The organism is Streptomyces tricolor (assembly GCF_002155905.1).
Lineage (GTDB): Bacteria > Actinomycetota > Actinomycetes > Streptomycetales > Streptomycetaceae > Streptomyces > Streptomyces tricolor.
Window position 1 is genome coordinate 1 of sequence record NZ_MUMF01000718.1, and the last position, 6,820, is coordinate 6,820.

The 6,820-nt window shown below is 73.8% G+C and carries 6 protein-coding genes and 1 pseudogene; 2 read left to right on the top strand and 5 right to left on the bottom strand.

Going from position 1 to position 6,820, the window contains the following annotated elements; translation table 11 throughout:
* On the bottom strand, nt 1–855 hold an 855-nt coding region (locus CCN44_RS38070; protein WP_086703374.1), incomplete at its 3' end, for a zinc-dependent alcohol dehydrogenase.
* A gap of 107 nt (nt 856–962) precedes the next feature.
* Here CCN44_RS38070 and CCN44_RS38075 point away from each other — a divergent pair.
* A pseudogene (locus tag CCN44_RS38075) lies at nt 963–1,271 on the top strand (CDP-alcohol phosphatidyltransferase family protein); the annotation flags it as partial.
* A gap of 227 nt (nt 1,272–1,498) precedes the next feature.
* Here the strand turns inward: CCN44_RS38075 and CCN44_RS38080 are convergent.
* The 3 genes from CCN44_RS38080 to CCN44_RS38090 form a co-directional block, all read right to left on the bottom strand.
* Nucleotides 1,499–2,317, bottom strand: a complete 819-nt coding sequence (locus CCN44_RS38080) for a TrmH family RNA methyltransferase (RefSeq protein WP_086703380.1) — start codon at nt 2,315–2,317, stop codon at nt 1,499–1,501.
* Nucleotides 2,318–2,434: 117 nt separating this feature from the next.
* Entirely contained in the window at nt 2,435–4,042 is a 1,608-nt protein-coding gene (cobA, locus tag CCN44_RS38085; protein WP_158103206.1) for a uroporphyrinogen-III C-methyltransferase, read from the bottom strand.
* Nucleotides 4,035–5,873, bottom strand: coding sequence for an RNA polymerase sigma-70 factor (locus tag CCN44_RS38090; protein ID WP_208639927.1), 1,839 nt, complete (start codon nt 5,871–5,873; stop codon nt 4,035–4,037). Before CCN44_RS38090 ends, cobA begins: the two co-directional genes overlap by 8 nt.
* Before the next feature lie 181 nt (nt 5,874–6,054).
* Between CCN44_RS38090 and CCN44_RS38095 the strand changes: the two genes are divergently transcribed.
* On the top strand, nt 6,055–6,534 hold the full coding sequence (locus CCN44_RS38095; protein WP_059247747.1) for a carboxymuconolactone decarboxylase family protein: 480 nt from the start codon (nt 6,055–6,057) through the stop codon (nt 6,532–6,534).
* An 88-nt stretch (nt 6,535–6,622) separates the two neighbouring features.
* On the opposite strand, the gene CCN44_RS38100 is transcribed toward CCN44_RS38095, so the two are convergent.
* The coding region (locus tag CCN44_RS38100) for a SpoIIE family protein phosphatase (RefSeq protein WP_143650288.1) at nt 6,623–6,820 on the bottom strand (198 nt) is incomplete at its 5' end.

Sequence of the window (6,820 nt, forward strand, 5' to 3'; positions counted from 1 at the left end):
GGCGAGCAGGTCCAGGGCGAGCGCCATCCGGTCGGCGTAGGTGCGGCCGGGCCGGGCGGCCGGGGAGACGGTGCCGACCTGGCTGCTGCGCAGGGTGAGCCGGCGGGAGTGGAAGGCCTCGCCGAGCGGCAGGGCCACGCTCCGGTCGCCGTACCAGCTCAGTTCCACGACCGTGCCTTCCGGGGCGAGGAGCCGCAGGGCCCGGTCGAGGCCGGCCTCGGTGGCGCTGGCGTGCACGACGAGGTCGCAGTCGCCGAGGGCGTCGGCCGGGGCGGCGAAGTCGACGCCGAGGGCCTCGGCGGTCCGGGCGCGGGCCGGGTCGGCGTCCACCAGCTGGAGGCGGATGCCGGGGAAGCGGGCGAGCAGCGCGGCGACCGCGCAGCCGACCATGCCGCCGCCGACCACCGCGATCCGGTCGCCGACCAGCGGGGTCGCGTCCCACAGGGCGTTCACGGCGGTCTCGACGGTTCCGGCGAGCACGGCCCGCTCGGCGGGCACCCGTTCGGGCACCGGGGTGACGGCGCTCACCGGAACGACGTAACGGCTCTGGTGCGGATACAGGCAGAAGACGGTACGGCCGATCAGCGCAGCCGGGCCCTGCTCCACCACGCCGACGCTGAGGTAGCCGTACTTCACCGGGCCCGGGAAGTCGCCCTCCTGGAACGGCGCGCGCATCGCGGCGTGTTGGCTCTTCGGCACGCCGCCGCGGAAGACGAGCGTCTCCGTGCCCCGGCTCACCCCGGAGTACAGGGCGCGCACCAGGACCTCGTCCGCGGCGGGGTCCGCGAGGGTGATGTCGCGCAGTTCCCCGTGACCGGGCGAGCGGAGCCAGAACGCGCGGGCCGACCGGTTCATCGGCATCCTCCTGAACGATCGGGAAGTTGTTCACGTACCGAGTTGTGCACAGGCCGCGCACAGTACGCGGCGTTGATCGACTCTGTCACTCGGCCGGAGGGTGTGCGGTGGCCCTGAACAACACGTATGACGCGAGGCTCCAGCAGGAGACCGCGGTGGGAGCGGGCGTGCAGGTCCTGCTGCTGGCCCTGCTCGGCTCGGCGATCGGCATGGGGCCGGCCGGCTGGCTGACGGGCCTCGCCTTCGCGTTCGCCACCTGGGCGGTCCTGTCCCGCGCCGTGCACCGCTCCCGGCTGCGCTCGTTCGGCCCCGCGAACCGGGTCACGCTCGGCCGGTCCACCCTGGTCGGCGGGGTGACCGCGCTGGTCGCGGACTCCTTCGCGAGTACGCCGCCGGTGACGCTGCTGGTCGCCCTCGGTATCGCGGTGGCCCAGGGCTGCCAGGGCCCGGCGCGCGGGCTCGGCGACGACGGCGGGGTCCAGCCGCAGCGGCACGCGCAGCCGAGCTACCCGCCGGCGGGTGACGGCAAGGACGTGTCCGATCAGCAGACGTCGCCGGTGAGCCACGACGCCGGGAACTGAGCGCGCGGGCCCGGGGGCGGGATCCGCTGGGCAGCGCACCGCCCCCGTGGCAGGACTCGGGATCAGGACTCCGGCCGGCCCGTGGCCACGGCGTAGAAGGCCACCGCCGCCGCCGCGCCCACGTTGAGCGAGTCGACGCCGTGGGACATCGGGATGCGGACCCACTCGTCGGCCGCGACCAGCGCCTGCGTGGACAGTCCGTCGCCCTCGGCGCCGAGCATGAGGGCGACCCGGTCCATCTGGTGCGGGGCGGCCTCGTCCAGGGTGCGGGCCTTCTCGTCCGGGGTGAGCGCGAGCAGGGTGAAACCGGCCTCGCGGACCGAGTCCAGGTCCCGGGGCCAGGTCTCCAGACGGGCGTACGGCACCGAGAAGACCGCGCCCATGGACACCTTGACGCTCCGTCGGTACAGCGGGTCGGCGCAGTCGGGCGAGAGCAGCACCGCGTCCATGCCGAGGGCCGCCGCCGAGCGGAAGATGGCGCCGATGTTGGTGTGGTCGTTCACCGACTCCATGATCACCACCCGGCGGGCGGAGCGGAGCAGCTCGCCGGCCGTCGGCAGCGGCTTGCGCTGCATGGAGGCGAGGGCGCCGCGGTGCACGTGGTAGCCGGTGACGCGTTCGGCGAGTTCCGGGCTGACGGCGTACACCGGGGCCGGGAGTTCGTCGATGACGTCGCGCATGACGTCGATCCACTTGGCCGAGAGCAGCATCGACCGCATCTCGTAGCCGGCTTCCTTGGCCCTGCGGATGACCTTCTCGCCCTCGGCGATGAACAGGCCCTCGGCGGGCTCGCGCTTGCGGCGCAGCTCGACGTCGGTCAGGCCCGTGTAGTCGGCCAGGCGCGGGTCGTCGGGGTCCTCGACGGTGATGAGATCGGCCACAGGGTGATACTGCCTTGTCCTGGGTGTGGTGCCAACGGCTGGGAAGGGGTGGGTTACCCCGGGTTACGCGAGATCAAGCCAAGGTCGTCGGCCGGCCCGCGGTGTTCGTGCGCGGTCTCACGCCGAGGTCTCGGGGCCGACCCGTACCACCTCGCCGACGACGATGACCGCCGGGGGCTTCACGTCCTCGGCCCGGACCGTCTCGGCGACCGTGGCCAGGGTGGCGTCCACGCGTCGCTGGGCGGCCGTCGTCCCCTCCTGCACCAGGGCGACCGGTGTCTCGGGGGACTTGCCGTGCGCGACGAGCGTCTCGGCGATCTTCCCGATCTTGTCGACGCCCATCAGGATCACGAGGGTGCCGGTGAGCCTGGCCAGCGCGGGCCAGTCGACCAGGGAGCGCTCGTCGTCGGGCGCCACATGGCCGCTGACCACGGTGAACTCATGAGCGACGCCGCGGTGCGTGACCGGGATGCCGGCCGCGCTCGGCACCGAGATCGAGCTGGAGATGCCCGGGACCACCGTGCACGGGATGCCGGCCTCGGCGAGCGCCTGGACCTCCTCCATGCCCCGGCCGAAGACGTACGGGTCGCCGCCCTTGAGCCGCACCACCGCCTTGCCCTGCTTGGCGTGCTCGATGAGCGCGTTGTTGATGGCCTCCTGGGCCATGTAGCGGCCGTACGGGATCTTCGCCGCGTCGATCACCTCGACGTGCGGCGGGAGTTCGGCGAGCAGGTCGCGCGGGCCGAGCCGGTCGGCGATGACGACGTCCGCCTCGGCGAGCAGGCGCCGGCCGCGGACCGTGATCAGGTCGGGGTCGCCGGGGCCGCCGCCGACCAGCGCCACGCCGGGGGTGCGGGTGCGGTGGTGCGGGGCGACGAGGGTGCCGTCGCGCAGGCCCTCGACGACCGCGTCCCGGATCGCGGCGGTGTGCCGGGGGTCACGGCCCCGCGCGTGCGTGGTGAGCACGGCGACGGTGACGCCTTCGCTGTGCCCGGTCGCCGGCGTCCACGCGGTCGCCTGGTCGGCGTCGTCGGAGCGGACGCACCACACGCGGTGCCGCTCGGCCTCGGCGGAGGCGCGGGTGTTGGCCTCAGGGTCGCTCGTGGCGATGAGGGCGTACCAGGCCTCGGCGAGGTCGCCGTCCTGGTACGCGCGCCTCACCCAGGTGATCTCGCCGGCGTCCGCCATGGCCTCGACCGAGGGGGTGGCGTGCGGGGAGACGAGGACGATGTCCGCGCCGGCGCCGAGGGTGGCCCAGCCGCCGCCCGTGGTCGGGTCCCGCAGGACCGCGATCTGCGGCAGACCGGCCTCCCGGGTGAGCGCGGACTGCCGGGCCACCCGCTGGAGCTGGGTCAGCGCGAGCATGCCCTCCTGCATGCGGCTGCCCCCGGTCGCGATCAACGGCACGACCGGGAGCCGGTGCGCGCGGGCATGGACGTACGCCGCCTCCAGCCGGTCCCCGGTGCGCTCGCCCAGCGAGCCGCCCAGGTAGCCGAACTCGAAGGCGATGAGGACGGCCCGGGTGCCCTCCACGCTCGCGGTGCCGCAGACCACCGACTCCTGCTCGCCGGTGCGCGCGGCGGCGCGGGCGCGGGAGGCGTCGTAGCCCTGCCAGCCCAGGGGGCCGTCGGGTGGCGAGCGGCGGGCCGGCGCGGGGAGTTCGCGGAAGCTGTCCGCGTCCGCCACCAGCGCCAGCGTCTCCCGCGCCGACAGCCGCTCAGGCATCCGCGAGGGCCCGCTTCATGATCTTCCCCATGTCGTTGCGGGGGAGTGCCTCCAGGTAGCGGACGACACGCGGGCGCTTGTGCGGGGCCAGCCGCCGGGCCACATGGTCCGCCAACTCCTCGGCGCCGGGCGGGTCCCCCGGGTCCGCCGGGACGATCCAGGCCACGATCCGCTCGCCCAGGTCGGCGTCCGGCTCCCCGGTGACCGCCGCCTCCCGCACCCCCGGATGCTCCAGCAGCGCGTTCTCGATCTCCCCGGCCCCGATCTTGTACCCCCCGCTCTTGATCAGGTCGGTGGCCTTGCGGCCGACGATGCGGACATAGCCGTCGGGCTCGCGCACGGCCATGTCACCGGTGCGGAAGAAACCGTCGGCGGTGAACGCGGCGGCGGTGGCGTCGGGCCGGTTCAGATACTCCGTGAACAGGTTCGGGCCGCGCACCTGGATCTCGCCGACGCTCTCCCCGTCGTACGCGCCGATCTCCGTACCGTCCTCCTCCACCAGCCGCAGCTCCACGCCCGGCAGCGGCACCCCGACCGTGCCGGCCCGGGCCTCACCGTCGGCCCGCACGCTGGTGTTCATCAGCGTCTCCGTCATGCCGTACCGCTCGATCACCCGGCGCCCGGTGGCCGCCGCGATCCGCTCGTGGTCGTGCACCGGCAGCGCTGCCGAGCCGGAGACCAGCAGCCGGGCCCCGGCGAGCGCCTTGGCCAGCTCCGGATCGCCGGGCAGCGCCTCCGCGATCCGGTGGTACATCGTCGGCACCCCGAACATCATGGTCGCGCCGTCGTTCAGCTCGCGGGCCACGCCCTCGGGGGAGAACCGCCCCAGGTGCCGCACCGAGCCGCCGCGCCGCAGCGGGCCCAGGACGCCCAGCACCAGCCCGTGCACATGGAACAGCGGCAGCCCGTGCACCAGCACGTCGTCCGCGGTCCACTGCCAGGCGTCGGCGAGCGCGTCCAGGGTGGTGGCGAGGGCCCGGCGGGGCAGCACCGCGCCCTTGGGCGGGCCGGTGGTGCCGGAGGTGTAGACGATCAGCGCCGGGTCGCCGTTGACCTGTGCCGGCTCCAGCGACATCGCGGCGGCGACCCTGCCCAGCACGTGGGCCACCTGGTCGGCCCCCACGACGGGCGCCGGCGCGGCCTGCACGACTCCGCCGCCGTCGGTCAGCAGGACGACGTCCGGCGCGAGGATGTCGAGCAGGCGTTGCAGGTCGCCCGTTGCGACAGCCTGCCGGAACGCCTCGACGGTGCGGCGGGTCTCGGCCGCGGAAGCGGCCCCGCGGGGCCGGCGCGCGGCGACGTGGACCCGTGCCCGGTGGGCGATCTGGCGGACCGCTGCCGGGCTCTTGTCGACGGCCTCGGCGATCTCGTCGTACCCGAGGGCGAACACCTCGCGCAGCACGAACACCGCCCGCTCGGTCGGGGCGAGCGTCTCCAGTACCAGCAGCATCGCCATCGAGACGCTGTCGGCCAACTCGACGTCCTCGGCCACGTCGGGCGCGGTCAGCAGCGGCTCGGGCAGCCAGGGGCCGACGTAGGACTCCTTGCGCCGGCCGAGCGTGCGCAGATGGCTCAGCGCCTGCCGGGTGGTGATCCGGACCAGGTACGCACGCTGGTCCCGCACGGTGTCGAGATCGACGCCCGCCCACCGCAACCAGGTCTCCTGGAGGACGTCCTCGGCGTCGGCGGCAGAACCGAGCACCTCGTAGGCGACGGTGAACAGCAGGTTGCGGTGGGCGACGAACACCCGGGTGACGCTGTCCATGCGGTCGCCACGAGCGACCGGCTCGGAGGGGTCCCTCGTCCGGTCGCTCGCAGTTCGGTCGTTCATCGCCGGCTCCTGTCCGTTCGCTGTCGGCCGCGCCGTACACCAGACGCCGGCCCCCACCGCGTTGTGACGCCGACGACCGGTGACGGACGCCACATCGCCGCGTCGTCACAGGGATCGGGCCGCCGGCATCTCGTGTTCGTCCGGTGCGGCAGCACGCACCACCACGAGTGAGGACGACGTCATGGAACCTCGTTTCAACCTGTTCGACAGCCCGACCGCCGCGAAGGTCGCCAAGCGGTTCTACAACACCTCTTCGGCCCTGGAAGGGTCGACGCTGCCGAAGGCCCTGCGGGAACTGGTGGAGCTGCGGGTCGGCCAGATCAACGGCTGCGGCTTCTGCGTCGACGTCCACACAAAGGAGGCCTCGGCCGCCGGTGAGACCGCGCTCCGGCTCAGCCTGGTCGCCGCCTGGCGGCACAGCACCGTGTTCACCGAGGCCGAGCGGGCCGCGCTGGCGCTCGCGGAGGAAGGCACCCGGCTCGGCGACGGCGGTGTGTCCGACGAGACCTGGGCCGAGGTGCGCAAGCACTACGACGACGACCAGGTCGGCGCGCTGGTCTGCCTGGTCTCCCTGATCAACGCGGCCACCCGGATGAACGTGATCGTGCACAACCCGGGGGGTTCGTACGAGCCCGGCATGTTCGCCGGTATGTCGAGCTGACCGGTAGGCGAAACGCGGGCCGCCCCGGGATCGTTCGGCCCGGGCGCGGCCCGCGCGGGCCGCCGTCAAGCGTGTGCCGACCCCTTCGTCATCGTCTGCGCGGACGCGTACGGAGCAGGAGGAGGGCGATGTCGTCGGTGTGCCGGCCCTGGGGCCAGCTGTGGTGCACCAGGTCGTCGATCAGCCGGCCGAGATCGGATACGTCGGTGCGGGCGAGGTGGTCGGTGAGGCCGGCGGTGGTGTCGTCGGTCTCCCGTCCGGGGACTTCCACCAGCCCGTCGGTGTA